Source organism: Streptomyces coeruleorubidus (assembly GCF_008705135.1).
Classification (GTDB): domain Bacteria; phylum Actinomycetota; class Actinomycetes; order Streptomycetales; family Streptomycetaceae; genus Streptomyces; species Streptomyces coeruleofuscus.
Map to the genome: position 1 here is coordinate 5,912,000 of NZ_CP023694.1, position 23,844 is coordinate 5,935,843.

The following is a 23,844-nucleotide window of genomic DNA, read 5'->3' on the forward strand; positions in this document are numbered from 1 at the left end:
GGAGGCACCCTATTGCCACCGGGTCCCACCGGTTCCAGTGGTGCCGCTGTTCACTCCTGTCGCGCGTGTCCGTGGCCGGCGCTCACCCGTCGGTCTTGGCAACGCCGATCGGGCAGGACACGCCCGTGCCGCCGATGCCGCAGTATCCCGCCGGGTTCTTGTCCAGGTACTGCTGGTGGTAGCCCTCCGCCGGGTAGAACGGGCGGCCCTCCGCCGGGACGATCTCCGTGGTGATGTCGCCGTAGCCGGAAGAGGCGAGGACCTTCTGGTAGGACTCGCGGGAGGACTTGGCGGTGGCCGCCTGTTCGGGGGTGTGGGTGTAGATCGCCGAGCGGTACTGCGTGCCCGCGTCGTTGCCCTGGCGGAAGCCCTGCGTGGGGTCGTGGGACTCCCAGAACGTCTTCAGGAGGCTCTCGTACGAGACCAGCTTCGGGTCGTAGACCACGCGGACGACCTCCGTGTGACCCGTCAGGCCCGAGCAGACCTCCTCGTACGTGGGGTTCTCCGTGTAACCGCCCTGGTAGCCGACCAGGGTCGTCCACACCCCTGCCGGGAGCTGCCAGAACTTGCGCTCGGCGCCCCAGAAGCAGCCCAGGCCGAAGTCGGCGGTCTCCAGCCCCTCCGGGTAGGGGCCGAGCAGCGGGTTGCCGAGGACGGTGTGGCGGTCGGGGACCGTGAACGCCGGCTCCGAGCGGCCGGGCAGCGCCTGCTCAGGGGTCGGCAGCTGGGGCGTACGGCTGTGCAGGAACATGCGGTCTCCAATCGGCGCGACACCCACGCGGGGCGACGCCAGGTTCAACGTGTCGGAGCCGGAGGGAATTCCGGCCGGGGCCACGCTTCGGGGTGGCCGGGGCGCCGTGCCTCGGGGTGGCCGGCGGGTGCCGTGCATCCTGGGGCGCGCCAAACCGCGTCTCAGCGCGCCCAGGGCCGCGTCTCAGTGCGGCAGGCTCGCCGGGCTGCCGCCGTTGGCCTCGTAGCCTGCCACCGCCAGGGCCCGGTACACCGCGAACTCCGCCGCCGGGTCGGCGGACAGGGTCCAGGGCAGGGCGCCGACGTGGCCGTCGATGTGCACCAACTGGTTCATGGCCTCCGACCAGCGCTCGCTGCGGACCAGGAAGAAGACCAGCATGTGCCGCACGTGCGCCAGCATCGGGTCGTCGGGGCGGGCCGAGTGCACCGCGTGCAGCGCGCCGTGGACCGCCTTGGAGACGACCTCGGTCTGCCAGAAGCTGCTGACCAGGGTCACCTCGGGGAGGTGCTCGAACACCGCGAAGAGGGGCATCGCCGCCAGGAGGGAGCCCTGGGGGGCGCGGGCCGCCGCGGCCTCCGCGAACTCGTATGCCAGCTCACGGGAGCCGTGCCACTTCTCGCACCAGTAGTGCAGCGCGGCCAGGTGCGCTCCCATGTGGGCCGGGGCCCGGTCCAGGATCCTCAGCCAGACCTGCTCGAACTCCTTCTGGGAGTACCCCAGGCCGCGGGCCACCGACAGCTCGACGATGTACGGGATCGGATCCCCGGGGGCCAGCAGCGCCGCCTCGCCGCACGCCGCCTTCGCCTCCTCCATGATGATCCGGAACTCGTCCGTCCCGGGCGTCGCCGTCCGCCACGCCTGCTGCACCAGGAACTCGGCGTGCACCGCGGCCCCGCCCGCGTCCTTGGGCGCCTCGGCCCGCCACACCCGCAGCCACTGCCCGCCCGGCGCCTCGCCCACCCCGCCGGGCCGCTGAGAGAGCTCCAGCGAGGCCGCACCCGCGAAGGCCTGCACGCGCTGCCAGCGCTGCTCGCCCTCCGCCTCCGTGCCCGCGAGGAGCTGCTGCGCCGCGCGGTAGTCCTGCGTGCGCTGCACCACGTCCAGGACGTCCAGCAGGTCCTGGTCGGGGCCGGGCATACGGATGTCCAGCTCCTCCTCGCGGACGAAGCCGTAGTTCGCCGGGTCCGCGGCGTCCGGGTGGTCGGGCGAGACCAGCCCGATCGCGGCCCCGCGCCTGCGCCGCAGGAAGGGAAGCAGCACGAAGCCCAGCATGACCAGCGCGATCAGGACCCAGAGAATCTCCATGCAACAAGCGAACCAGACCGCGCCGACAATTGGCCAACCTGGTCCCCGAACCTGTGGAAAACCCGGCCCAGCCGCACCCGCCACCCTGTGGAGTACCCGGCTCAGGGGCCCGCCGCCTCATCGCCCGGCACTCAAGGCGTCGGCGCATTACCCTCGGTGCCCATGAGCGACAGGCAAATCAGTCAGCACTTCGAGACGCTCGCGATCCACGCGGGCAACACCGCCGACCCCCTGACCGGCGCGGTCGTCCCGCCGATCTACCAGGTGTCGACCTACAAGCAGGACGGCGTCGGCGGCCTGCGCGGCGGTTACGAGTACAGCCGCAGCGCCAACCCGACCAGGACGGCGCTGGAGGAGAACCTCGCCGCCCTGGAGGGCGGCCGCCGCGGTCTCGCGTTCGCGTCCGGGCTGGCGGCCGAGGACTGCCTGCTGCGCACGCTGCTCAGCCCCGGCGACCACGTGGTCATCCCCAACGACGCCTACGGCGGCACGTTCCGCCTGTTCGCCAAGGTCGTCGCCCGCTGGGGCGTGGAGTGGTCGGTCGCCGACACCAGCGACCCGGCGGCCGTCCGGGCCGCCATCACCCCGAAGACCAAGGTCGTCTGGGTGGAGACCCCCTCCAACCCGCTCCTCGGCATCACGGACATCGCCGCCGTCGCTCAGGTCACCCGGGACGCGGGCGCCCGCCTCGTCGTCGACAACACCTTCGCCACGCCCTACCTCCAGCAGCCGCTCTCGCTCGGCGCGGACGTCGTCGTGCACTCGCTGACCAAGTACATGGGCGGCCACTCGGACGTCGTCGGCGGCGCGCTGATCACGGACGACCCGGACCTGGGCGAGGAACTGGCCTTCCACCAGAACGCGATGGGCGCGGTCGCCGGGCCCTTCGACTCCTGGCTGGTGCTGCGCGGCACCAAGACGCTCGCGGTGCGCATGGACCGGCACAGTGAGAACGCCGCCAAGGTCGCCGACATGCTCACCCGGCACGCGCGCGTGACGAGCGTCCTGTACCCGGGCCTGCCGGAGCACCCCGGTCACGAGGTCGCCGCCAAGCAGATGAAGTCGTTCGGCGGCATGGTGTCCTTCCGCGTGACGGGCGGTGAGGAGGCTGCCGTCGAGGTCTGCAACCGCGCCAAGGTGTTCACGCTGGGAGAGTCCCTGGGCGGCGTCGAGTCGCTGATCGAGCACCCCGGCCGGATGACGCACGCCTCCGTGGCCGGCTCGCTCCTGGAGGTGCCCGGCGACCTGGTGCGGCTGTCCGTCGGCATCGAGAACGCCGACGATCTGCTGGAAGACCTTCAGCAGGCGCTCGGCTAGGAACCCCGGCGGGGTCACCAGCTGGTGAGGGGTGGAGTCGTGTGCGACGGCGGCTCCACCCACGGGCGGGCCGTCAGCGCCCACACCGCGAACGCCACGGCCGCCGCGAACATCAGCAGCCACACCAGGCGTCGCGCGACCGTCCTGCGCCGCAGCATCCGGGCGCCCCGGCGCACCGCCTCCGCGTGGATCTCGGGCGGCACGGACCGCGACGGCGCCTGCTCCAGCAGCCGCCGAGCGGCCGCCTCGCGGTTCTTCCCGCTCATACCCGCCTCCGTTCGCCGGGAGGGCGCTCGCCGAGAGGTTTCCGGTCCGCCGGGCTCATGACGGCACCGCCTTCGGAGCCGTCGCCGCCGGTGCCGGCTCTCGCGAGCGGTGCAGCAGGGTCGTCGTCGCCCGGTGGCAGATGGCCCGTACGCGCTCCGCGGACAGGCCGAGCAGGGCCGCCGTCTGCTCCTCGGCGACGCCTTCGTAGAGCCTGAGCACCAGGATCAGCCGCTCCTGCGGGGTGAGCGGGGCCAGGGGACTCGCCGGGTGCGGCCGGGAGCGGCCGAGACCGCCGTGGTGGTGCCACGCGCCGCGTGCGAAGCGGCTGGCCAGGTACTGCCGCGCGCGGTCGTACGGATCCTCGCCGCGCAGCCGGTCCCAGCACGCGTACGTGTGCGCCAGCGACAGGGTCAGCAGGCGTCGCGCGCGGGGGTTGTCGTCCGGGGCCTCGGCGGTGAGCAGGGTCGCGGCGTGCAACAGCCGCCCGGCCGCGCCCGCGACGAACGCCTCGAACTCCCGGTCTCGCCGGGTCGCCTGGGACGCATGCCGTTGTCGCACCGCGCCTCCCGCCCGACGGCGACCCTGAAGAAGCGGGCCCGGCCGGGTACGGACGCGACGGCCGCGTACGACGGGGACCCGGTCTCATATCAGGCCAGGGGCGGCCCCGCGGTCAAGAGCCGCGCACCGGCTCGGGACGGCGGATGCCCCGGACGGCGCGGCGGCGCCACGGTCAGGAGGCGCCCGCCCGGGCCCGGCCGGCCGCCACCGCACGAGCTCGCGCTCGCCCCTCCTCCGTCACGCGCGCGTGGCGGGCACGCGTCCTAGGGGCGCCCCCGGAGAGCGAACGGCGCGTCATGCGTCTCTCATGTCGCGGGCCTCTTATGCCGCACGTCTCTTATGACGGCGACTGCGCCTCCGGCCCCGGCAGCCCCGACACCGCCATCCGGGCGGACAGCGCGCTGTTGAAGCGCGTGAGCAGCGAGCAGAACGCCTCGCGCTCCTCCGGCTCCCAGTCCTCGGTCAGCTCGGCCATCAACTGCCGCCGGGACGAGCGCACTTCCTCCAGCCGCGCCTGCCCGCGCGGGGACAGCTGGAGCACCACCGCACGCCCGTCCTCGGGGTGCGACGTGCGCTTGACGAGGCCGGTGTCGACGAGCGGAGCCACCTGCCGGGTGACCGTCGAGGAGTCGATCCCCATGCTCGCGGCGAGCGCCTTGACGCCCATCGGGCCTTCCTTGTCGAGACGGTTGAGCAGCAGGTACGCGGCGCGGTCCATGGAGTTGCGCACCTGCCCGACCCCGCCGAGCCGCGTCTGTTCGGCACGGCGGGCGAACACCGCCACCTCGTGCTGGAGGGTGTCGAGAAGACCGGTGTCACCGACGGTCGTCATGTCCATCGACATTTCAGGTGTTGTGGGCATGGCCGGGGGCTCACTTCGTGGAGGGCTGGCTGATTGGGGGACAGGGTACGCGGCCGGGGCGCGGGCCGTACCGGCGCTGCGCAAAGCGGGTCTCGGAGGTTGGTCACAACGGTCGTTCCCGCTCGTGAACTGCGATGCTGGAGTCATGAGCTACAGCACGGCTGACTCCTTGCTGCCCGTCACCCTCGACGACGTGCGCGGCGCCCAGAAGATGCTCTCGGGCGTGGCACGGGTGACCGCGCTGGAGGGCAGCAGGCACCTGTCCCAGATGGTCGGCGCGCCGGTGCACCTCAAGTGCGAGAACCTCCAGCGGACGGGTTCGTTCAAGCTGCGCGGCGCCTACGTCCGGATCGCGGGCCTGCTGCCCGAGGAGCGCGCCGCCGGGGTCGTCGCCGCGAGCGCCGGCAACCACGCGCAGGGCGTCGCCCTGGCGTCCGCGCTGCTCGGCGTGCGCTCCACGGTGTTCATGCCGAAGGGCGCCCCGCTGCCCAAGGTCAGCGCCACCCGGGACTACGGGGCCGAGGTGCGGCTGCACGGCCAGGTGGTCGACGAGACGCTGGCCGCCGCGCAGGAGTACGCGGCCGAGACGGGCGCGGTGTTCATCCACCCCTTCGACCACCCCGACATCATCGCGGGCCAGGGCACGGTCGGCCTGGAGATCCTGGAGCAGTGCCCGGAGGCGCGCACGATCGTGGTCGGCATCGGCGGCGGCGGGCTGGCCGCCGGGATCGCGGTGTCGGTGAAGGCGCTGCGGCCCGACATGAAGATCATCGGCGTCCAGGCGGCGGGCGCGGCGGCCTATCCGCCCTCGCTGGCGGCGGGCCGGCCCGTCTCGGTCGGGAATCCGGCGACGATGGCCGACGGCATCAAGGTCGGGCGGCCCGGCGACGTGCCGTTCGGGATCGTCGGCGAGCTGGTCGACGAGGTGCGGACGGTCAGCGAGGACGAGCTGTCCGCCGCGCTGCTGCTGTGCCTGGAGCGGGCCAAGCTGGTCGTGGAGCCGGCCGGGGCGAGCCCGGTCGCGGCGCTGCTGAGCCGGCCCGGCTCCTTCGAGGGGCCGGTCGTCGCGGTGTTGTCCGGCGGCAACGTCGACCCGGTGCTGATGCAGCGGGTGCTGCGGCACGGCATGGCCGCGCAGGGCCGCTACCTGGCCGTCCGGCTGCGGCTGACGGACCGGCCCGGCGCTCTTGCCACACTTCTGGGCGTGTTGTCAGTGGTCGACGCTAACGTCCTCGATGTGAGCCATGTACGAACCGACCCACGGCTCGGGCTCACGGAGGCGGAGGTCGAGCTGCACCTGGAGACGAAGGGCCCGGCGCACTGCGCCGAGGTGGGCCAGGCGCTGCGCGAGGCGGGCTACACGGTCATGGGCTGACCGCCTCCGGAGCCGGGTTCAAGATCCTTTCGTCACGCCGAGCGCAACGCGGAAAACCTCATTGAGAGACGCGATACATCGCGTTATGGTGTGTCCGTGCGAAACATGATCCATCCTGTCCGGCGATCCCCGAAGACGTGGAGACTTTTATGCCAGGCGCCATCTATGCCGAAGGTCTGGTCAAGACCTTCGGTGACGTAAAGGCCTTGGACGGCGTCGACCTCGACGTGCCCGAGGGCACGGTCCTCGGCCTGCTCGGGCCGAACGGCGCGGGCAAGACGACCACCGTCCGCTGCCTGACCACCCTGCTGCGCCCCGACAGCGGACGGGCGGTCGTCGCGGGCATCGACGTGCTCGAACAGCCCGACGCCGTCCGCCGCTCCATCGGCCTGTCCGGCCAGTTCGCGGCCGTCGACGAGTATCTGACCGGCCGCGAGAACCTCCAGATGGTCGGCCAGCTCTATCAGATGAGGGCCAAGGCGGCGAAGGAGCGCGCGGCCGAGCTGCTGGAGCAGTTCCACCTCGCGGACGCGGCCGACCGCCCCACCAAGACCTACTCCGGAGGCATGCGCCGCCGGCTCGACCTCGCGGCGGCCCTCGTCGTCTCGCCGCCCGTGATGTTCATGGACGAGCCGACGACCGGCCTCGACCCCCGCAACCGCCAGCAGCTCTGGGAGGTCATCAAGCAACTGGTCTCCGGCGGCACGACGCTGCTGCTGACCACGCAGTACCTGGAAGAGGCCGACCACCTGGCGCACGACATCGCGGTGGTCGACCACGGCCGGGTCATCGCCAAGGGCACCGCCGACCAGCTCAAGGCCCGCACCGGCGGCGAGCGCGTCGAGGTCGTGGTGCACGAGCGCGAGCACATCCAGGCCGCCGCCGAGGTGCTCGCCGGATTCGGCAAGGGCGACACCACGGTCGAGGAACACATGCGCAAGCTCACCGCGCCCGTGACCGGCGGCGCCAAGCTCCTCGCCGAGGTCATCCGCGAACTGGACACCCGGGGCATCGAGATCGACGACATCGGCCTGCGCCGGCCGACCCTGGACGACGTCTTCCTGTCGCTGACGGGACACGTGGCCGAAGCGAAGAACGAGGAGAACGACAAGGAGGCCGCGAAGTGAGCGCCGTCACCGACACCGTGCGGGTCGCGCCGGCCGCGAACCCGGTCAGCCAGTCCATCCGCGACTCGCTGGTCGTCGCGAAACGCAACCTGATCCGCATGTCCCGGATCCCGGAGATGATCATCTACGGGCTGATCCAGCCGATCATGTTCGTGGTGCTGTTCACCTACGTCTTCGGCGGTTCCATGCAGATCGGCGGCAGCACCAGCGCCGTCGACTACAAGAACTTCCTGATGGCGGGCATCTTCGCGCAGACCGTCACGTTCGCCACCGCCAGCTCCGGCGCCGGTATCGCCGACGACATGCACAAGGGCCTCATCGACCGCTTCCGCTCCCTGCCCATGGCACGTGGCGCGGTCCTCACCGGGCGCACCCTCGCCGACTCCGTGCAGACGGCCCTCACCCTGGTCGTCCTCGCGGTCGTCGCCCTCCTGGTCGGCTGGCGCGTCGGGTCGGACGGCGACACCAACCTCGGCAAGGTGCTCGGGGCCTTCGGCCTGCTGCTCCTGCTCGGGTACGCGTTCACCTGGATCGGCGCCCTGATCGGCATGTCCGTCCGGACCCCGGAGGCGGCCACGTCCAGCGGGCTGATCTGGCTCTTCCCGGTCACGTTCATCTCCAACGCGTTCGTGGACACCAGCCACATGACCCCGTGGCTGCGCCACATCGCCGAGTGGAACCCCTTCAGCGCCACGGTCCAGGCCTGCCGCGTGCTGTTCGCCAACCCGGGCCAGTCGCAGTCGGACGCCTGGCCCATGCAGCACCCCGTCTGGGCCTCGCTGATCTACTCGATCCTGATCCTGGTCGTCTTCCGGACGCTGGCGGTGCGCAAGTACCGGTCCGCGACGGCATGACAGCGCCCCCGGTACCGCGAGGGCACCGGGGGCGGATCAAGACATCGGCCGGGGTGGTTCAGCCCTCGTACGGCTCGGCCTTGAGGATCTTCACCGAGGCCTTCTTGCCGTTCGGGAGCTCGTACTGCGCGTCCTCGCCGACCTTGTGGCCGATCACGCCGGTGCCCAGCGGGGACTGCGGGGAGTACGTCTCGATGTCGGCGCTCGCGTACTCGCGCGAGGCGAGCAGGAACGTCAGCGTGTCGTCCTCGTCACCGTCGAACGCGATCGTGACGACCATGCCGGGCGCCACGGCACCGTCCGCCGCGGGTGCCTCGCCGACCTTGGCGCTCTCGAGGAGCTGGGTGAGCTGGCGCACACGGAGTTCCTGCTTGCCCTGCTCCTCCTTGGCTGCGTGGTACCCGCCGTTCTCACGCAGGTCGCCCTCCTCGCGCGCCGCGGCGATCTTCGCGGAGATCTCCGCCCGCGCGGGACCAGTAAGGTACTCAAGCTCAGCCTTGAGCTTGTTGTACGCCTCCTGGGTCAGCCAGGTGACGTTCTCGCTGGTCTGGGTCACAGGTGCTCCTCGTAGGTACTGGGAATACAAAGCATCGCCCTACCCAGAAGCATGTTCCTTCACGGATGGGCGAAACCACGAGCCTAACAATTCAGGGCCGGAAGGGGGAGGACATAAGCCACCAGTTTCACGTCAGCGCAGGTCAGGCGCTACGGATTGCGGGTGACTCCGGCAGGGTCTCAGCCGGTGTGGCAGCCCAGCAGCTCGGCCGTCGTCCCCGGGGAGGTCGTACGGAGCGTGACGACCTTGTCGATGCGGGTGGCGTCCCCGTCGAAGCGGAAATCGGCCCGGCCGACCTCGGCACCGTTCTCGGCCTGCGAGCGCACGGTGCAGTAGCCGTCGGTGCCGGCGTCCTTGCGGACCTCCAGGTGCACCTGCACGGACTCCTTGCCCGGCTCGAAGCTGATCACCTCGGCGCTGATCTCGCTCTGGGCGACGTAGTGGTAGCCGAACCAGCCGACGAGCCCCAGCAGCGCCGCCGCGAGGACGGCGCCGACGCCCTTGAGCGTGCGGTCGGCGCGCTGGTCCGAGGAACGGCCGTAACGGCCCTCGGGCAGTCGCGTGCTCGCCGTACTCATGATCGTCCTCCAGGCAGGGCCGGGACGAACGTCCCGTGAGGGGGCCCGGGACCCGGTCCCGGAATTATTCGCCCCCCGTTTCGGTCACTATAGAAGCCGCTGATTGCGCCGAGGCACACAGGGCGCCGACTTACTGAGGATTGAGTCTTGACTGACCAGTTGCGACTGATGGCCGTTCATGCCCACCCCGACGACGAGTCGAGCAAGGGCGCGGCGACCATGGCCAAGTACGTGTCCGAGGGGGTGGACGTGCTGGTCGTGACCTGCACGGGCGGGGAACGCGGTTCCATCCTCAATCCGAAGCTCCAGGGGGACAAGTACGTCGAGGAGCACATCCACGAGGTACGCAAGAAGGAGATGGACGAGGCCCGGGAGATCCTGGGCGTCAAGCAGGAGTGGCTCGGTTTCGTCGACTCGGGTCTGCCCGAGGGCGACCCGCTGCCGCCGCTGCCGGAGGGCTGCTTCGCCCTGGAGGACGTCGACCACGCGGCCGGTGAGCTGGTGCGCAAGATCCGTGCCTTCCGTCCCCAGGTGATCACCACCTACGACGAGAACGGCGGCTATCCGCACCCCGACCACATCATGACCCACAAGATCTCGATGGTGGCGTTCGAGGGTGCGGCGGACACCGAGAAGTACCCGGAGGCCGAGTACGGCCCCGCGTACCAGCCGCAGAAGCTCTACTACAACCAGGGCTTCAACCGCCCCCGCACCGAGGCGCTGCACCAGGCGATGCTCGACCGGGGCATGGAGTCGCCCTACGGGGACTGGCTCAAGCGCTGGGAGGAGTTCGGCATGAAGGAGCGCACGCTCACCACGCACGTCCCCTGCGGCGACTTCTTCGAGATCCGCGACAAGGCGCTGATCGCGCACGCCACGCAGATCGACCCCGACGGCGGCTGGTTCAAGGTCCCGATGGACATCCAGAAGGAGGTCTGGCCGACGGAGGAGTACGAGCTGGCGAAGTCCCTCGTCGATACCTCCCTCCCCGAGGACGACCTCTTCGCGGGCGTCCGCGACAATGCCTGACATGAGCGCAAGCGCAAGCCTGGCAATGACGCACCTCGTCTCCTTCGCCAAGGAGGTCGACGAGGACAAGGTCACCCCCGGCGTCCTCGGCTTCATCGTCTTCGCGGCGATGGCCCTGGCGGTGTGGGCCCTGATGAAGTCGATGAGCCGCCACATGAACAAGGTCGACTTCACCCAGGCCCCGGACCCCGAGGCCGAGCAGACGGAGCCGGCGGAGCCGGAGACCGCGGACACGGAGACCTCCGGCCAGAGCAAGCAGAAGCAGGGCTGACGCCCCTCCCGGGGCGGCCGTCTCTCCCGGGGCGGCCGTCTCTCCCCGGGGGACACCCGTCGGTGGCCGTTCGCCGCCGACGGGTGCCGCGTGCCGGGCGTCGCGGGCGGGCGTGACTTTGCGGACACCCCCTAGGTCTTCGACTCCACGGGCACCCCCATCACCTCCCGCGCATGCCGGTTCGGCACCATGCCCAGGCGCCAGGCCTGCCAGCCGGCCTCCAGGGTCACGCCGCGCTCCAGCAGCAAGGCGTACGCGTCGAGATAGTCGTCCAGCTTCTGGTCGCGCAGCGGATGGCTCGCGCGGGACAGCTGGGCCAGCTCCTCCTGGGCCACGGCCGTGCCGACCTCGATGCCGCCGGGGGCCGCGTACGGCAGGAGCGTGCAGCGCAGGAAGCGGGCCCAGTCCTCGCCCCGGCGGTCGCCGTACGACGTGAAGAGGGCCGCCGCCTCGTCGCACAGCGCCAGGGCCTGCTGGGTGCGGGCGTTGCCCGCGTCCACGACCGCCAGCTCCAGGCAGGTCCACGCCTCGCCGTGGGCGACACCGATGCGCTGGAAGTCGGCGCGGGCGTCCACCAGGAGCTGGCGGGCGAAGCCCGAGTTGCGCAGCGAGCCCGTCTGGGCCGCGCGCTGGTCGCGGGTGACGCGCGCCGAGTGGTGGCGGGCGCAGGCCAGGCCGTAGACGTCCCGCATGCGGGAGAACATCGTGCGGGAGCGTTCCAGTTCGCGGACCGCCTGGTCCAGGTTGCCCGTCTCCTCCAGGGCCTGGCCGAGGTAGTACAGCGTCCACGCCTCGCCGCGCGCGTCCTCGTTGTCGCGGTGCTGGGCGGCCGCCCCGCGCAGTTCCTCCACGGCCGGGGACGCGTCACCGGCGACCAGCAGTGCGCGGGCCAGCTGGGTCAGGGCCCAGGCCTCACCGCGGGCGTCGCGCGTGCGGCCGTACAGCTCCAGGGCCGCGCGCAGCTCGGACTCGGCGCGCGGGACGTCGCCCATGCGCAGGCCCAACTGGCCGAGCTGGAAGTGCGCCCACGCCTGGCCGTGCACGGACTCGCCGGCGCGGTGCAGCACCAGCGACTCGGTGAGCAGGTCCAGCGCCTCGGCCACCCGGGCGCGATCGCGCTCCACGGCCGCCAGGGCGTGCATCGTCCACGCCCGGTCCGTCGCCAGCTCGGGGGAGGACTGGAGGGCCAGGGCCTCGCGGAGCTTCGCCGACGCCTCCGTCAGATTGCCCTGGTGGTGCAGGGTGATGCCGAGGGAGCACAGGGCCCGGGCGGCGCCCGCGTCGTGGTGGGCCTCCCGGTACAGGTCGACGACCGAGGCGAGGGTCGTACGCGCCTTGTCCAGTTCGCCGAGCTGCCGTGCCGCGATGCCGGTGCGCCACTGCACCGAGCGGACCAGCAAGCCCTCGTCCACCGCCTGGGCCAGCTCGCTGATCTCGCCCAGGCGGTAGAGGTCGCCGCGCAGCAGGCAGTAGTCGCACAGGGCGCCCAGGAGGTTCAGTACCGCCGCCTGGTTCACGCCCTCGGCGTGCCGCAGCGCCGCGGTGATGAAGCTCGACTCGTCGTCCAGCCAGCGCAGCGCCTCGTCGAGGGAGGTGAAGCCGTACGGGCTGAAGCGGTTCGTGCGGGTCGACATGTTGCCGTCGACCATGCGCAGCACCGAGTCGGCCAGCTCGGCGTAGTTCACGATCAGCCGTTCCTGCGCCGCCGTGCGCTCGGCCGGTTCCTCCTCGTCGAGGAGCCGGGCCTGGGCGAAGGCGCGGACCAGGTCGTGCAGCCGGTAGCGGTCGCCCCGGACGTGGTCGATCAGGCCCGCCCGGGTCAGGGCCTGGAGGTGGCGTTTCGCCTCCGCCTCGTCGGTGGCCAGCAGCGCGGCGGCCGCGGCGGCGCCCAGCGAGGCCCGGCCGGCCAGGGCCAGGCGGCGCAGCAGCCGCCGTACGGCCTCCGGCTGGTCGGTGTAGCGCAGCCACAGGGCGCGCTCGACCGGCTCGACCGGGCCGTAGGCGCCGAGGTCCGTGGCCAGCGCGCGCGGCGAGCGCGGGCCGAGACACGAGCCGGCGATGCGCAGCGCCAGCGGCAGCCCGCCGCACAGCTCCCGGACCCGGTCGGCGGACTCGGCGTCGTACGGACCGGAACGGTCCTGCGCCGCCGCGCCCAGCAGTTCCTCCGCACCGGCGGCGTCCAGCGGCTCGACTGCGAGCTGGTGCACCCGTGCGGGCAGCTCCACCGGCTCCAGGGGTTTGCGCGCGGTCACCAGCACCAGACTGTCGGACCGCTCCGGGACCAGGGCGCGGACCTGCTCGGCGTCCGAGGCGTCGTCCAGGACGACCGTGACCGGCAGGCCGGTCAGATGCTGGTGGTACAGCTCGCTCAGCCGCTTGACCTGCTGGTCGGGGGAGGAGCGCTCGCGGAACAGCAGTTGCTCGCGGGGCGCGCCGAGCCGGTTGAGCAGATGCAGCAGGGCGTCGCGGGTGGACAGCGGCGACTCGCCCGGGCCGTCGGAGCGCAGGTCGACGACGCAGGCACCGCGGAAGTAGTCCTTGAGATCGTGCGTGGCGTGCACCGCGAGGGTCGTACGGCCGCTGCCGGGCGTGCCGTGCAGGACGACCACCGTCGGCTGGGTCGCCGTGCTCGCCCGGGCCGCCTGCACCCACTGCCGGATCTGTGCCAGCTCGTGCCGCCGCCCCGCGAACGGCTCCGCCGGTTCCGGGAGCTGCGCGAAGGACTGCTCCAGCACGTTGCGCCCGCGCGCCGCCGCGCTCTTGTCGGTGCCCCGCAGCCGCGGCCCCGTCTTCTTCGGCCCCGTGGAGGCGGCGAGCACCCGCTGCTGGTCCAGGAACGGCCGGATGCCCCGCACCTCCAGCGCCGTCAGCCACTGGAGCCGCAGCTGTTCGGGCCCGCCCGGCTGGCTCACGGCCCCGGCCCGGTGGTGTGCGGCCGGCAGATGCGAGCCGACGACCTTCACGACGGTCGCCGCGGCGCCCACCACACCCACGGTCACGCCCGCGCCCAGCGCCGTCCCGGTACTCGTGCCCAGGGCCATGTCGGCGACGACGGCCGCGACCGCCGCGACCGCGGCCACCAGCAGTGGTGTCCCGGCGCCCTCCCGGGCGTAGCGCTGTCCGAAGGTGAGCTGCCCGGCCGCCGCCTCGTCCAGGGCGCGCGTGTAGGCCTCGTACTCCTCGGCCGCGCTCTGCGCCATCGCGTCGAGCGCCCCGCGCGCCCGCGCGAGCAGCACCTTCCCGTCGGTGCGCCCGCCCGTCCGGCGTACCTCCTCCTCCACGGCCCGTGCCAACAGCCGCTCGGCATCCGCCCGATGACTGTCCCGCATGTCACGTCCCCCTCCGGCGGCAACGGCGTGCTCGCTTGTCACCTCGGTCGTTTCCTCGGTCGTTTCCTTGGTCAAGTGTGCTGCCGACGGCGCATCGGGGCGAGGGGGCGTGACCGGCCCGATTGTGTGAAGACACGGGCGGATTGAGGCGTCGCGCGTCCGTCGGGCGTGCGCTCCGGGCGTCGCCCGCGCGGCGCCTGACGCGTGCCGGGCGGGGTACTGCGGCAGGATGGACACCATGCCGAACCGACTGGCGCACGAGACGTCCCCCTACCTCCTTCAGCACGCCGACAACCCCGTCGACTGGTGGCCCTGGTCGGCGGAGGCCTTCGAGGAGGCCCGCAAGCGGAACGTGCCCGTGCTGCTCAGCATCGGCTACAGCAGCTGTCACTGGTGTCACGTGATGGCTCACGAGTCCTTCGAGGATCAGCAGACCGCCGAGTACCTCAACGCGCACTACGTGAGCGTGAAGGTGGACCGCGAGGAGCGCCCGGACGTCGACGCGGTCTACATGGAGGCCGTGCAGGCCGCGACCGGCCACGGCGGCTGGCCCATGACCGTCTTCCTCACGCCGGACGCCGAGCCGTTCTACTTCGGCACGTACTTCCCGCCCGCCCCGCGCCAGGGCATGCCCTCCTTCCGGCAGGTGCTCCAGGGCGTCCACCAGGCGTGGGAGGACCGGCGGGACGAGGTCACCGAGGTCGCCGGGAAGATCGTCCGGGACCTGGCCGGGCGGGAGATCTCCTACGGGGACGACCGGACGCCCGGCGAGCAGGAGCTCGCGCAGGCGCTGCTCGCGCTGACCCGCGAGTACGACCCGCAACGCGGCGGATTCGGCGGGGCGCCGAAGTTCCCGCCGTCCATGGTGCTGGAGTTCCTGCTGCGCCACCACGCCCGCACCGGTGCCGAGGGCGCCCTCCAGATGGCGCAGGACACCTGCGAGCGCATGGCCCGGGGCGGCATCTACGACCAACTCGGCGGCGGCTTCGCCCGCTACTCGGTCGACCGTGACTGGATCGTGCCGCACTTCGAGAAGATGCTGTACGACAACGCCCTGCTGTGCCGGGTCTACGCCCACCTCTGGCGTGCCACCGGCTCCGAGCTCGCCCGCCGGGTCGCCCTGGAGACCGCCGACTTCATGGTGCGCGAACTGCGCACCGCCGAGGGCGGGTTCGCCTCCGCGCTGGACGCCGACAGCGACGACGGAACGGGGAAGCACGTCGAGGGCGCCTACTACGTGTGGACGCCGGAGCAACTGCGCGAGGTCCTCGGCGAGCAGGACGCCGAACTCGCCGCCCAGTACTTCGGCGTGACCGAGGAGGGCACCTTCGAACACGGCCAGTCCGTGCTTCAACTGCCGCAGCAGGACGGTCTGTTCGACGCCGGGAAGATCGCCTCGATCCGCGAGCGGCTGCTGGCGGCGCGGGTCGAGCGTCCCGCCCCCGGCCGGGACGACAAGGTCGTCGCCGCCTGGAACGGGCTCGCTGTCGCCGCGCTCGCCGAGACCGGCGCCTACTTCGACCGGCCCGACCTCGTCGAGGCCGCCCTCGCCGCCGCCGACCTCCTCGTCCGGCTGCACCTCGACGAGCAGGCCCGCCTCACCCGCACCAGCAAGGACGGCCACGCCGGCGCCAACGCCGGTGTTCTGGAGGACTACGCCGACGTGGCGGAGGGCTTCCTCGCGCTGGCGTCCGTCACCGGGGAGGGCGTCTGGCTGGAGTTCGCCGGGTTCCTCCTCGACCACGTCCTGGCCCGCTTCACCGACGAGGAGTCGGGCGCCCTGTTCGACACCGCCGCAGACGCCGAGCGGCTGATCCGGCGCCCGCAGGACCCGACCGACAACGCCGCCCCGTCCGGCTGGACCGCGGCGGCGAACGCCCTGCTGAGCTACGCCGCGCACACCGGGTCCGGGCCCCACCGCACCGCCGCGGAGCGGGCCCTCGGCGTCGTCAAGGCGCTCGGGCCGCGCGTGCCCCGCTTCATCGGCTGGGGGCTCGCCGCCGCCGAGGCGGCGCTGGACGGGCCGCGCGAGGTCGCGATCGTGGGACCGTCCCTCGACCACGAGGGGACAAGGACCTTGCACCGCACGGCGCTTCTGGGCACCGCGCCCGGCGCGGTCGTCGCGGTGGGGGCCCCGGAGAGCGACGAGTTTCCGCTGCTCGCGGACCGTCCGCTGGTCGGCGGTGAACCGGCCGCGTACGTCTGCCGTAACTTCACATGTGACGCCCCGACGACCGAAGTTGAGAGGTTGCGTGCGGTACTGAGCGGCTGAAGTCGGGAATCAACGGAAACACGCTCTTTATCTGAAGAGCCCCCAGGCTTCACAGTTCCCCCTTAATCTCTGCACAGTGCCGTGACGGATGAGGTAGTCCGTTACGGCGGGGGGTTCTGGGATCTGGGGGGATCTGTTTGCTGACGTCTGTCTTCATCGCTGCCGTTTCACTGGCTCTGTTCTGGATGGCGGCCTTCACTCTGTGGTGGCAGATGCACGCCTGGCGTACGCCGGAAGTGCTCGCCTCCACGCGGTTCAGCAGTCCGGACGGGGACGAGCACGTCTCGTTCTCGCTGCTGCTGCCCGCCCGGCACGAACAGGCGGTGCTGGACCACACGATCCAGCGGCTGCTGGAGTCGAGCCACACCGACTTCGAGATCATCGTGATCGTCGGACACGACGACCCGGAGACCACCGCCGTGGCCGAGCAGGCCGCGGCACGTGATCCACGGGTCCGTGTCGTCGTCGACACGCACGAGAAGAAGAACAAGCCGAAGGCCATGAACACGGCGCTGCCGCACTGCCGCGGCGACGTCGTCGGTGTCTTCGACGCGGAGGACCAGGTCCACCCCGAGCTCCTCGCGCACGTCGACCACGCCTTCCGCACCACCGGCGCGGACGTCGTCCAGGGCGGGGTGCAGCTGATCAACTTCCACTCCAGCTGGTACAGCCTGCGCAACTGCCTGGAGTACTTCTTCTGGTTCCGCTCGCGGCTCCACCTGCACGCGCAGAAAGGTTTCATTCCGCTCGGCGGCAACACCGTCTTCGTCCGCACGGACGTCCTCAGGGAAGCCGAGGGCTGGGACCCGAACTGCCTCGCCGAGGACTGCGACCTGGGCGTGCGGCTCTCCAGCGTCGGCAAGAAGGTCGTCGTCGCCTACGACTCCGACATGGTGACCCGGGAGGAGACCCCCGGCTCGCTGATGTCCCTGCTGAAGCAGCGCACCCGCTGGAACCAGGGGTTCCTCCAGGTGTACCGGAAGAAGGACTGGAAGCAACTGCCCACCCTCGGGCAGCGGCTGCTCGCCCGCTACACCCTGATGACGCCGTTCATGCAGGCTTTCACCGGCCTGATCATCCCGCTGAACGTGGCGATCGCGCTGTTCCTGGACGTGCCCGTCGGCGTCGCCTTCATCACCTTCCTGCCGGCCGTCACCGCCCTGGTCACCTTCGTCTTCGAGATCGTCGGGCTGCACGACTTCGGCAAGCAGTACGGGCTGCGCGTGCGGTTCGCGCACTATCTGAAGCTGGTCGTGGGCGGCCCCTTCTACCAGGTCCTGCTCGCCGGGGCGGCCGTCCGTGCCGTGTGGCGTGAGCAGCGCGGCCGCAACGACTGGGAGCTGACGACCCACGTCGGCGCGCATCTCGGCGAGACGACCGTGACACGGCAGGACGTTCCCGTGACCCGAGAGGACGTTCCCGCGTGACCTCCACCCTTCCCGCGGTGACCACAGCGAAGGTCCCCGCGCAGCGCCGGCCTGTGCCCGGAACCGGTGCGCACCGGCGAGCGGAGCCGCCGAAGCGGCTGCGCTCCTCTCGGCCCGACCTGCTCCTGTGCGGTGTCCTCCTCGTGGCGATCCTCGTCGTGCAGGGCTGGAACATCGCCGACTACCCCGCCCTCAGCGACGACGAGGGCACCTACCTCGCCCAGGCCTGGTCGGTCCAGCAGGGCAACGGCCTCGCCCACTACACCTACTGGTACGACCACCCGCCGCTCGGCTGGATCCAGATCGCCGTGCTGACCTGGATCCCGGCTCTGATCAGCCCCGAGTCGATGACGGTGGGCACCATGCGGGCCGCGATGCTCGTGATCAGCGGCATCAGCGCGGTCCTCGTCTACGTACTGGGCCGCCGCCTCGCCCTGCCCCGCTGGGCGGCCGCGCTCGGCATGGTGTTCTTCGGCCTCTCGCCGTTGTCGGTCGTCCTCCAGCGGGAGATCTTCCTCGACAACCTCGCGGTGATGTGGACGCTGCTGGCCTTCACCCTGGCAGCGTCCCCGAGCCGCCACCTCTGGCACCACTTCGGCGCGGGGATGGCGGCCGCCACGGCCGTCCTCACCAAAGAGACGATGCTCATCGTCCTGCCCGCCCTGTTCCTCACCATGTGGCGGCACAGCCACAAGGACACCCGCAAGTTCGCCCTCACCGGAGCCGTCACGGCCTGCGCCCTGATCGGCTTCGCGTATCCGCTGTTCGCCCTGCTCAAGGGCGAGCTGCTGCCGGGTGCCGGGCACGTCTCCCTCTGGGACGGCGTCAAGTACCAGATGACCAGACCCGGTTCGGGCTTCATCCTGGACCAGGGCTCCGGCTCCTGGGGCGTGCTCCAGTCGTGGCTGTACTACGACAAGATCCTGCCCCTCGGCGGCCTCGCGGGCGCGCTCCTGCTGCTCGTCACCTGGCGCTGGTCGGTCACCGCCCGCGCCCTGGCCGGACCGGCCCTGGCCGTCGCCATCTTCGACGCGCTGGCCCTGCGCCCCAACGGCTACCTGCCCGCGATGTACGTCATCCAGGCCCTGCCGTTCCTCGCCCTCGTCCTCGCCGGAGGAACCGCCTCCGTCGCCCACGCGGTGCTGAGCCGCTGGCGCTCCGAGGCGGAGAAACGGTACGTCAGCGCGGGCAGGTACGCGCTCGCCGCGGCCCTCGCCCTCGCCGCCGGCGCCTACGTCGTACCGCACTGGTACGACGGCGCCCGCACCGCCGTCACCACCGACGCCAACGCCCCCTACAAGGCCGCGTCCCAGTGGCTGGCCACCGAGGTCGAGAACCCGGAGCGCACCCGCGTCCTGGTCGACGACGCCCTCTGGCTCGACCTCGTGCACCAGGGCTACCGGCCGGGGCTCGGCGTCATCTGGTTCTACAAGGCCGACCTCGACCCGGCGGTGACGAAGACGATGCCGCGCGGCTGGAAGGACCTCGACTACGTCGTCGCCTCGCCGACCGTGCGGCGTGACGCGGCCGACCTGCCCAACGTCAAGGCCGCCATGGAGCACTCGGCCCCGGTCGCCACCTTCGGCACCGGCGAGGACCGCATCGAGATCCGCCAGATCCAGACGTCCGCCGGAGGCGCGCGATGAGCCAGGAATCCACCGTCCCCGGCGAGGTCGTCGAGACCGCCGAGATCCCCGAACCGGGCGCCGTCACCATCGTCGTACCGACGTTCAACGAGTCGGCGAACGTGCGGCAGTTGCTGCACCAGATCACCGAGGCCGTCCCGGCCCGGCTGCCCTGCGAGGTCGTCTTCGTGGACGACTCCACCGACGACACGCCCCAGGTGATCGAGAAGGCGGCGCAGGACTGCCCGTTCCCGGTGACCGTGCTGCACCGCGAGGACCCGGTGGGCGGGCTCGGGGGCGCGGTCGTCGAGGGCCTGAAGGCGGCCACGTCCGACTGGATCGTCGTCATGGACGGCGACTGCCAGCACCCGCCGTCCCTCGTGCCCGACCTGGTCGCCACCGGCGAACGCGCCAACGCCGGGCTGGTCGTCGCCTCCCGGTACATCAAGGGCGGCAGCCGGGCCGGACTCGCGGGCAGCTACCGCGTGGCCGTCTCGCGCGGGGCGACCTGGCTGACCAAGGCGCTGTTCCCGCGCCGGCTGCACGGCATCAGCGACCCGATGAGCGGCTTCTTCGCGATCCGCCGCAGCGCGGTCACGGCCGAGGTCCTCCAGCCGCTCGGCTACAAGATCCTCCTCGAACTCGCCGTCCGCAGCCGCCCCCGCACGGTCACCGAGGTGCCCTTCGTCTTCCAGGACCGGTTCGCCGGGGAGTCCAAGTGCACCGCGCAGGAGGGCCTGCGCTTCCTGCGCCACCTGGCCGGGCTGCGCGCCGCCTCGCCGGTCGCGCGCATGGTCGGCTTCGGCCTGATCGGGCTCACCGGCTTCGTACCGAACCTGCTGGGCCTGTGGGCTCTGACCGCCGCCGGCATGCACTACGTACCGGCGGAGATCCTCGCCAACCAGCTGGGCGTCGCCTGGAACTTCGTGCTCATCGAGCACCTGCTGTTCCGCGAGCGGCGCCGGCACCGCCGCTGGTGGGACCGGGCCGGGCGGTTCGCGCTGCTCGCCAACGCCGATCTGGTGCTGCGCATCCCGCTGATCGCGCTGTTCGTGCACCAGTTCCACCTCGGCGTGCTGTCCGCCACCGCGCTCGCGCTGGTGACGACGTTCGTCCTGCGCTTCGCGGCCACCGAAGCGCTGGTCTATCTGCCGCGCCGGGGCCCTGAGAAGCCCGTGCGCGAGAGCCGCACCGCGAGGAGAGCCGTGTGAACAAGTACCGGAGAAGGACCGCACTCGTGGGCGTGGGCGCGCTCACGGCGGGTCTCCTGCTGACCGCGCCCCAGCCCGCCTCCGCCGCCAACCTCATCAGGAACCCGGGCTTCGAGACCGCCGGCACCGGCGACATGCCCTACTGCTGGGAGAAGTCCGGCTGGGGCGACAACGACTTCACCTTCACCACCACGAATGACGCGCACACCGGCGGCAAGGCCATGAAGGTCGAGCTGACCCGCCGCGCCGACGGTGACCGCAAGGCGCTGATCACCGAGTCCGCCGAGTGCGCGCCGGTGGTGACGCCGGGCAAGCAGTACGACCTCGGCCTCTGGTACAAGACGACCACGCCCGACGCGTCGATCACGCTGTTCCGGCACGACGCGACGGCCGGCTGGCAGTACTGGACCGACCTCAAGACGCTGGACCTCGCGGGCGACTGGACCGAGGCCACGGTCCGCACCCCCGAGGTCCCGGCCGGCACCGACCGCATCTCCTGGGGCGTCTCCGTCTACGGCACCGGGTCCGCCACCACCGACGACTACAGGATGGACCAGGTCCCCGACCCGGTCCTGCCGCCGAAGTGCACCGGCACGGCCGAGCAGTGCGCCAACGGCAAGTGGGACGTACTGCCCACGAAGAACCCGGTCCGCTCCATGCACTCCGTCGTCCTGCACAACGGCAAGGTGCTGCTGATCGCGGGCTCGGGCAACGACGAGTCGATGTTCAAGGCCGGCACCTTCACCTCGGCGGTCTACGACCCGGCGAACGGCTCCTACAAGGTCGTCCCCACGCCGAAGGACATGTTCTGCGCCGGCCACGTGCAGCTCCAGGACGGGCGCGTGCTGGTGATGAGCGGCAACAAGGGCTACCCGTCGGCGGACGGCCGCGTCGGCTACCAGGGCTACAAGGACTCGTACATCTTCGACCCGGAGACCGAGACCTACACGAAGACCAACGACATGAACGACGGCCACTGGTACCCGTCGGCCACGATCCTCGGCAACGGCGACGTCATTTCCTTCGGCGGCCTGAAGGAGGACTCCACCGGCTCGGTCACCGCCGAGCTGTTCTCCGAGGCCGAGCAGCGGTGGCAGCCGCTGTGGAAGGTCAACCAGACCTGGTCGTACTGGGGCCTGTACCCGTCGATGATCCTCATGCAGGACGGCCGTCTCTTCTACTCGGGCAGCCACGTCTTCGGCAACAACATCCCCGGCACGGGTTCGGCGATCTACGACTACGGCGCCAACACCACCACCCAGGTCCCGGGCCTGCAGAAGAAGGACGAGCGCGACCAGTCGGCCAGCGTGCTGCTGCCCCCGGCGCAGGATCAGAAGGTCCTCACCCTCGGCGGCGGCAACATCGACTCCAACCCGGAGGCGAACCGCCTGACCGACATCATCGACCTCAAGCGGCCGAACCCGTCCTACGTGGCCGGGCCGCCGATCCCGCAGGGCACGGTCGACCTCGGCAACGGGCCCGTCCCGCAGACCGGCGACCAGGGCAAGATGTACGTCTCCGCGGTGCTCCTCCCGGACGGCAAGGTGCTGGAGACGGGCGGCGCGCTGCACAACCGCGCCAACCCGGTGTACGAGACGTCGATCTTCGACCCCGAGTCGGAGACCTTCGACCCGGTGGCCGTCGACCCCGAGGCGCGCGGCTACCACTCCTCGGCGTTCCTGCTCCCCGACGGCCGCGTGATGACCACCGGCGACAACCCGGGCAACGGCTCCTGGAACCACGACGTGTCGGTCTACAGCCCGCCCTACCTGTTCAAGGGTCCGCGTCCGGCGATCACCTCGGTGATCGACACCGAGTGGAACTACGGCGACACCCAGCGGATCACCGTCGACCGGCCCATCGCCAAGGCCGAGCTGATCCGCCCGGCCGCCGTCACGCACTCCTCCGACCCGAACCAGCGGTTCGTGGACCTGCCGCTGTCCGTCGACGGCGACAACGTCGACCTGAACGTGACGAGCAACCCCAACCTGGCCCCGCCCGGCTGGTACATGCTCTTCGCGGTGGACGCGAACGGGGTGCCGTCGGTGGCGAAGTGGGTGCACCTGAAGGGCCCGCAGGCCCTCAAGGCGACGGACGCCTCGGCGCATGTCCACGACTTCGTGGACTCGCCCGAGGGCAAGGTCGCGGGGCCCGGCAAGAAGCGCACGTCGCAGAAGGTCAGCCCGACGATCTCCGGCTGCGACCGCCACTACGGCTCGATCAACGTCTGCGTGCCGACCGACTTCCCGGCGGAGGTGAAGAAGACGACGGCCGCCCGCTGCGAGTGGCTCAAGGCGAACGACTACGGCCGTCTGAAGGTCAACGGCAAGGACGACCCGCTGCGCCTGGACCGCAACGGGGACGGGATCGCCTGCGGCAAGGGGGACATGAGGAAGAGCTAGCTCCCGAACTCGGCGACGGCGCGCTCCACGATGGCCTCCAGCTGCTCGTGGTGCGCGCCCTTCCAGTAGGCCCGGCCGCACTCCGTGCACTGCGCGAACACGTCGTACGTCGCGTGCGTGCCGTGCTTGAGCTGGTCGGCGACTTCGTCCTTGGTCGCCTTGCGGAGCAGCCCGTTGCAGGCCGTGCACCGCGTCCAGGGGCGCAGGTCGGGCTGGAAGCGGTCCAGGACGTCCCGGAGCTGCTCCTGCGGCCGGGTGCTGTAGACGAACGCCCCCGCCCACAGCTCGCGGCGCCGCAGCAACCCCCGGTCGCGGCTGAGCATGACGCGTTGCTCCGCCGCAGAACGCGCCGCGAGCGCGGGGTCGCCGATGTCGGTCGACTCGTAGGCCGTGTCGACACCGAGCAGCCGCAGGCGGCGGGCCAGCGTGCCGAGGTGTACGTCGAGGAGGAAGCGCAGGGGAGCGCCGGGCACCCGCTGGGGGCGGGCGACGGTCCGTACGGTCACCGACTCGCCGGCCGCCGGGACGTGCGAGACGGGCACCTCGCGGCCGTCCACGAGCAGGGCACCCACCTCGGTCAGCGGCACACCCAGCGACTCGACGACATGGCCCAGGCTGGAGACGCCGTCCGTGGCGGCCCGCAGGGCGCCCGCCCGCCGGGCCTGGGGGACGAACACGTGCAGCTCGGGGGCGAACTCGACCTGGATCTCGGGACCGTTCACCCGGTC

Annotated in this window: 20 protein-coding genes; 11 read left to right on the forward strand and 9 right to left on the reverse strand. The window is 71.4% G+C overall.

Going from position 1 to position 23,844, the window contains the following annotated elements:
* Positions 1–82: 82 nt before the first annotated feature.
* Positions 83–751, reverse strand: coding sequence for a peptide-methionine (S)-S-oxide reductase MsrA (msrA, locus tag CP976_RS27420; protein WP_150482735.1), 669 nt, complete (start codon positions 749–751; stop codon positions 83–85).
* A 183-nt stretch (positions 752–934) separates the two neighbouring features.
* Positions 935–2,056 carry a hypothetical protein gene (locus CP976_RS27425; protein ID WP_150482736.1) on the reverse strand — a complete coding sequence of 374 codons (1,122 nt, stop codon included), beginning with the start codon at positions 2,054–2,056 and terminating at the stop codon, positions 935–937.
* A 162-nt stretch (positions 2,057–2,218) separates the two neighbouring features.
* On the opposite strand from CP976_RS27425, the gene CP976_RS27430 reads away from it, so the two are divergent.
* Entirely contained in the window at positions 2,219–3,373 is a 1,155-nt protein-coding gene (locus CP976_RS27430; RefSeq protein WP_150482737.1) for a cystathionine gamma-synthase, read from the forward strand.
* Between the two features lie 14 nt (positions 3,374–3,387).
* On the opposite strand, the gene CP976_RS27435 is transcribed toward CP976_RS27430, so the two are convergent.
* The 3 genes from CP976_RS27435 to CP976_RS27445 all read right to left on the reverse strand — a co-directional run bounded on the left by CP976_RS27435 (position 3,388) and on the right by CP976_RS27445 (position 5,042).
* Complete coding sequence (locus tag CP976_RS27435) at positions 3,388–3,639, reverse strand: hypothetical protein (RefSeq protein ID WP_150482738.1); 252 nt, start codon at positions 3,637–3,639, stop codon at positions 3,388–3,390.
* 55 nt (positions 3,640–3,694) lie between these two features.
* Positions 3,695–4,198: a sigma factor-like helix-turn-helix DNA-binding protein gene (locus CP976_RS27440; protein WP_150482739.1), complete on the reverse strand. Its 504-nt coding sequence runs from the start codon at positions 4,196–4,198 to the stop codon at positions 3,695–3,697.
* 337 nt (positions 4,199–4,535) lie between these two features.
* A complete protein-coding gene (locus CP976_RS27445; protein ID WP_174523215.1) occupies positions 4,536–5,042 on the reverse strand; it encodes a MarR family winged helix-turn-helix transcriptional regulator in 507 nt (168 codons plus the stop codon).
* A 163-nt stretch (positions 5,043–5,205) separates the two neighbouring features.
* Here CP976_RS27445 and ilvA point away from each other — a divergent pair, with 163 nt between their 5' ends.
* The 3 genes from ilvA to CP976_RS27460 all read left to right on the forward strand — a co-directional run bounded on the left by ilvA (position 5,206) and on the right by CP976_RS27460 (position 8,416).
* On the forward strand, positions 5,206–6,435 hold the full coding sequence (gene ilvA / locus CP976_RS27450; protein ID WP_150482740.1) for a threonine ammonia-lyase: 1,230 nt from the start codon (positions 5,206–5,208) through the stop codon (positions 6,433–6,435).
* A 149-nt stretch (positions 6,436–6,584) separates the two neighbouring features.
* The gene (locus CP976_RS27455; protein ID WP_150482741.1) at positions 6,585–7,562 is read left to right on the forward strand and encodes an ATP-binding cassette domain-containing protein; all 978 of its coding nucleotides are present in this window, start codon (positions 6,585–6,587) and stop codon (positions 7,560–7,562) included.
* Positions 7,559–8,416, forward strand: a complete 858-nt coding sequence (locus CP976_RS27460; RefSeq protein ID WP_150482742.1) for an ABC transporter permease — start codon at positions 7,559–7,561, stop codon at positions 8,414–8,416. The genes CP976_RS27455 and CP976_RS27460 overlap by 4 nt, the downstream gene beginning before the upstream one ends.
* A 58-nt stretch (positions 8,417–8,474) precedes the next feature.
* On the opposite strand, the gene greA is transcribed toward CP976_RS27460, so the two are convergent.
* Together greA and CP976_RS27470 are read right to left on the reverse strand one after the other, a co-directional pair.
* Positions 8,475–8,972 carry a transcription elongation factor GreA gene (gene greA / locus CP976_RS27465; protein WP_086842376.1) on the reverse strand — a complete coding sequence of 166 codons (498 nt, stop codon included), beginning with the start codon at positions 8,970–8,972 and terminating at the stop codon, positions 8,475–8,477.
* A 179-nt stretch (positions 8,973–9,151) separates the two neighbouring features.
* The gene (locus CP976_RS27470) at positions 9,152–9,550 is read right to left on the reverse strand and encodes a DUF4307 domain-containing protein (RefSeq protein WP_150482743.1); all 399 of its coding nucleotides are present in this window, start codon (positions 9,548–9,550) and stop codon (positions 9,152–9,154) included.
* A gap of 147 nt (positions 9,551–9,697) precedes the next feature.
* On the opposite strand from CP976_RS27470, the gene mca reads away from it, so the two are divergent.
* Together mca and CP976_RS27480 are read left to right on the forward strand one after the other, a co-directional pair.
* Positions 9,698–10,579: a mycothiol conjugate amidase Mca gene (gene mca, locus CP976_RS27475; protein ID WP_150482744.1), complete on the forward strand. Its 882-nt coding sequence runs from the start codon at positions 9,698–9,700 to the stop codon at positions 10,577–10,579.
* Entirely contained in the window at positions 10,572–10,850 is a 279-nt protein-coding gene (locus tag CP976_RS27480; RefSeq protein ID WP_150482745.1) for a hypothetical protein, read from the forward strand. Before mca ends, CP976_RS27480 begins: the two co-directional genes overlap by 8 nt.
* A 131-nt stretch (positions 10,851–10,981) precedes the next feature.
* Here CP976_RS27480 and CP976_RS27485 read toward each other — a convergent pair whose 3' ends face one another.
* The gene (locus CP976_RS27485) at positions 10,982–14,179 is read right to left on the reverse strand and encodes a tetratricopeptide repeat protein (protein ID WP_150482746.1); all 3,198 of its coding nucleotides are present in this window, start codon (positions 14,177–14,179) and stop codon (positions 10,982–10,984) included.
* A gap of 238 nt (positions 14,180–14,417) precedes the next feature.
* Between CP976_RS27485 and CP976_RS27490 the strand changes: the two genes are divergently transcribed.
* The 5 genes from CP976_RS27490 to CP976_RS27510 all read left to right on the forward strand — a co-directional run bounded on the left by CP976_RS27490 (position 14,418) and on the right by CP976_RS27510 (position 23,116).
* Positions 14,418–16,451: a thioredoxin domain-containing protein gene (locus CP976_RS27490; RefSeq protein ID WP_150482747.1), complete on the forward strand. Its 2,034-nt coding sequence runs from the start codon at positions 14,418–14,420 to the stop codon at positions 16,449–16,451.
* Positions 16,452–16,588: 137 nt separating this feature from the next.
* Positions 16,589–17,878: a glycosyltransferase gene (locus tag CP976_RS27495; RefSeq protein ID WP_150482748.1), complete on the forward strand. Its 1,290-nt coding sequence runs from the start codon at positions 16,589–16,591 to the stop codon at positions 17,876–17,878.
* Positions 17,875–19,524, forward strand: coding sequence for an ArnT family glycosyltransferase (locus tag CP976_RS27500; protein ID WP_150482749.1), 1,650 nt, complete (start codon positions 17,875–17,877; stop codon positions 19,522–19,524). Before CP976_RS27495 ends, CP976_RS27500 begins: the two co-directional genes overlap by 4 nt.
* Entirely contained in the window at positions 19,521–20,714 is a 1,194-nt protein-coding gene (locus CP976_RS27505; protein WP_150482750.1) for a glycosyltransferase, read from the forward strand. Before CP976_RS27500 ends, CP976_RS27505 begins: the two co-directional genes overlap by 4 nt.
* Complete coding sequence (locus CP976_RS27510) at positions 20,711–23,116, forward strand: galactose oxidase family protein (RefSeq protein WP_150482751.1); 2,406 nt, start codon at positions 20,711–20,713, stop codon at positions 23,114–23,116. Before CP976_RS27505 ends, CP976_RS27510 begins: the two co-directional genes overlap by 4 nt.
* Here the strand turns inward: CP976_RS27510 and CP976_RS27515 are convergent.
* Entirely contained in the window at positions 23,113–23,838 is a 726-nt protein-coding gene (locus CP976_RS27515) for a Mut7-C RNAse domain-containing protein (protein WP_150482752.1), read from the reverse strand. The genes CP976_RS27510 and CP976_RS27515 overlap by 4 nt on opposite strands.
* Positions 23,839–23,844 lie beyond the last annotated feature (6 nt).

Excerpts from the sequence above, each read along its gene's own strand:
- CP976_RS27480 (WP_150482745.1), top strand. The coding sequence starts at position 10,572 with ATGCCTGACATGAGCGCAAGCGCAAGCCTGGCAATGACGCACCTCGTC.
- CP976_RS27490 (WP_150482747.1), top strand. The coding sequence starts at position 14,418 with ATGCCGAACCGACTGGCGCACGAGACGTCCCCCTACCTCCTTCAGCAC.
- CP976_RS27435 (WP_150482738.1), bottom strand. The coding sequence starts at position 3,639 with ATGAGCGGGAAGAACCGCGAGGCGGCCGCTCGGCGGCTGCTGGAGCAG.
- CP976_RS27430 (WP_150482737.1), top strand. The coding sequence starts at position 2,219 with ATGAGCGACAGGCAAATCAGTCAGCACTTCGAGACGCTCGCGATCCAC.
- CP976_RS27470 (WP_150482743.1), bottom strand. The coding sequence starts at position 9,550 with ATGAGTACGGCGAGCACGCGACTGCCCGAGGGCCGTTACGGCCGTTCC.
- CP976_RS27505 (WP_150482750.1), top strand. The coding sequence starts at position 19,521 with ATGAGCCAGGAATCCACCGTCCCCGGCGAGGTCGTCGAGACCGCCGAG.
- ilvA (WP_150482740.1), top strand. The coding sequence starts at position 5,206 with ATGAGCTACAGCACGGCTGACTCCTTGCTGCCCGTCACCCTCGACGAC.
- CP976_RS27485 (WP_150482746.1), bottom strand. The coding sequence starts at position 14,179 with ATGCGGGACAGTCATCGGGCGGATGCCGAGCGGCTGTTGGCACGGGCC.
- CP976_RS27455 (WP_150482741.1), top strand. The coding sequence starts at position 6,585 with ATGCCAGGCGCCATCTATGCCGAAGGTCTGGTCAAGACCTTCGGTGAC.
- CP976_RS27445 (WP_174523215.1), bottom strand. The coding sequence starts at position 5,042 with ATGTCGATGGACATGACGACCGTCGGTGACACCGGTCTTCTCGACACC.
- CP976_RS27425 (WP_150482736.1), bottom strand. The coding sequence starts at position 2,056 with ATGGAGATTCTCTGGGTCCTGATCGCGCTGGTCATGCTGGGCTTCGTG.
- msrA (WP_150482735.1), bottom strand. The coding sequence starts at position 751 with ATGTTCCTGCACAGCCGTACGCCCCAGCTGCCGACCCCTGAGCAGGCG.